The 1,999-nt window shown below is 73.0% G+C and carries 1 protein-coding gene; it reads left to right on the plus strand.

Features of this window, described 5'->3' with window-relative positions; translation table 11 throughout:
• A partial coding sequence (locus AB0M88_RS51600; protein WP_364115437.1) for an MFS transporter occupies window positions 1–1,204 on the plus strand: 1,204 nt, incomplete at its 5' end.
• Between the last annotated feature and the right edge of the window lie 795 nt (window positions 1,205–1,999).

Consider the following 1,999-nt stretch of genomic DNA (forward strand, 5'->3'; position numbering starts at 1 on the left):
TGCGGCGCTCGATGACGTACTCGAGGCTGACTTTCTCCACCGCGACCAGCTCACTGCGTCGGTAGCGGAAGTCCACAACTACGTCGAGGCCGCGGTCCTCACCGACCGGTGGGGACGCCGCCGCACCCTGCTGTGGTCCCACCTGGCCTGCGTCCTGACCCTCGCCGGGCTGGCGCTCGCGGCCGACCTGAAGGTGATCGCCGTGCTGTGCGCCCTACTCGGCGTGGTCCAGTCGGCGCCCAGCCCCGCCTTCGTCGCGGCGATCATCGACGTGGTGCCCGCCTCCCGCCGGTCGCGCGCCTTCAACCTGCAGTTCTGGGCCTTCAACCTGGGCACCGCGGGCGCGTCACTCCTGGCCGGGCTGCTGGCGTCGTGGAGCTATACCGGCCTGTTCCTGATCGACGCCGCGACCACGCTGATCACCGTGGTCGTGATCGCCTGGAAGGTGCCGGAAACACTCACCCGCACGACGGTCCACGTCGGCCTCAGCGGCCTACGGACCGTACTCAGCGACCGAATCTTCCTGACATTCGTCGGGCTGACGCTGATGCAGGCCCTGATCTACAGCCAGACCAACACGATCGTCCCCCTGGCGATGCGGGCCGACGGACTCGGCCCATCGGCGTACGGCCTGGTGGTCGCCCTCGGCGGCATCATGATCGTGACCGGCCAGCTCTTCGTCCCCCGCCTGATCGACGGCCACCGCAAGGACCGCGTCCTGGCCGCGTCGATGCTGGCAATGGCCCTGGGCTTCGCGTCGCTGTCGGCGGCGTCACACGAGTGGGCCTATCTGGCCGCCGCAGCGATCTGGACCGTAGGCAGCATGCTGGCCGCACCCCCGAACGCCGAAATCAACGCCGAACTGGCCCCGGCCGTGCTGCGGGGCCGCTACCAGGCAGTCTTCTTCCTGACCTTCCCAGCGGCGTCCTTCCTCGCGCCGACCTTGGGCGGCGCGAGTCTGCAGGTCTTCGGGGCGGCCCATTGGCTGTTCGTCGCGGCGCTGGGGTTGCTGGCCGCGGCCTTGCATCTGCTGGCGGGGCGGCCCCGCGAGCGCCGGATAGCGCTGCTGAGCGCCGCCCGAGACAGCGGCCCTGCCCACGACGGCGGCCTTGCCTTCGATGGCGGCGCAGCCCGCGATGGCGGCGCTGTGGACAAGGACAGAGCTGTGGACAGCGGCGGAAAAGTGTCAGACCCGGCCGCTTAACTCAACCCCGCCCAGCGCTGGGGTGGGCGAGGCAAGGCCGGCGCGGGCAGCAAGGCCAGCGCGGGTCGGCGCGAGACGGCGCGGCCAGCGCGGGTCGGCGCGAGACGGCGCGGCCAGCGCGGGTCGGCGCGAGACGGCGCGGCCAGCGCGGGGCGACGCGGCCAGCGCGGGGCGACGCGGCCAGCGCGGGGCGACGCGGCCAGCGCGGGCGGCGCGGGCGGCGCGGCCGACGCGGGACGGCTCGGGGCAGCGCGGGCGGCGCGGAGGGCCGGGGCAGCGCGAGTCGGCGGGGGCAACGCGGCCAACGCCGGGGCGACGCGGCCAACGCCGGGGCAAACGCGGCCAACGCCGGGGCAACGCGGCCAACGCCGGGGCAAACGCGGCCAACGCCGGGGCAACGCGGCCAACGCCGGGGCGACGCGGCCAACGCCGGGGCGACGCGGGTCGACGCGGGCAGACGCCTAACGGCCGAGGTGCAGGAAGCCAACGGAAGCCCGACGCCGACCGGGGCACACAAGTCAACGGCCGAGGCGAGGGAAAGCCGACGACGGCAGGAAACCGACCCTGACCGGCGCAGGCGTCGACACGCAAGGCCAGCGGGCAGCAAGCGCGCTCAGCCGACAAAAACCCTAGGACCAGTCACGCGGTTCAGGACGCGAGGCGGCGAAAGCCAAGATTAACCCCCCACCAGCCGCAACCAGCCGCACCGTGGGGTCTGGGGGCTCGGCCCCCAGGTAAACATGCGACACGACTTGGCCCGGCGCTTTCCGCGGGCAGAGGCCACCTAGAGCGTCG

The sequence above is a fragment of the Actinoplanes sp. NPDC051411 genome, from assembly GCF_040682075.1.
Lineage (GTDB): Bacteria > Actinomycetota > Actinomycetes > Mycobacteriales > Micromonosporaceae > Actinoplanes.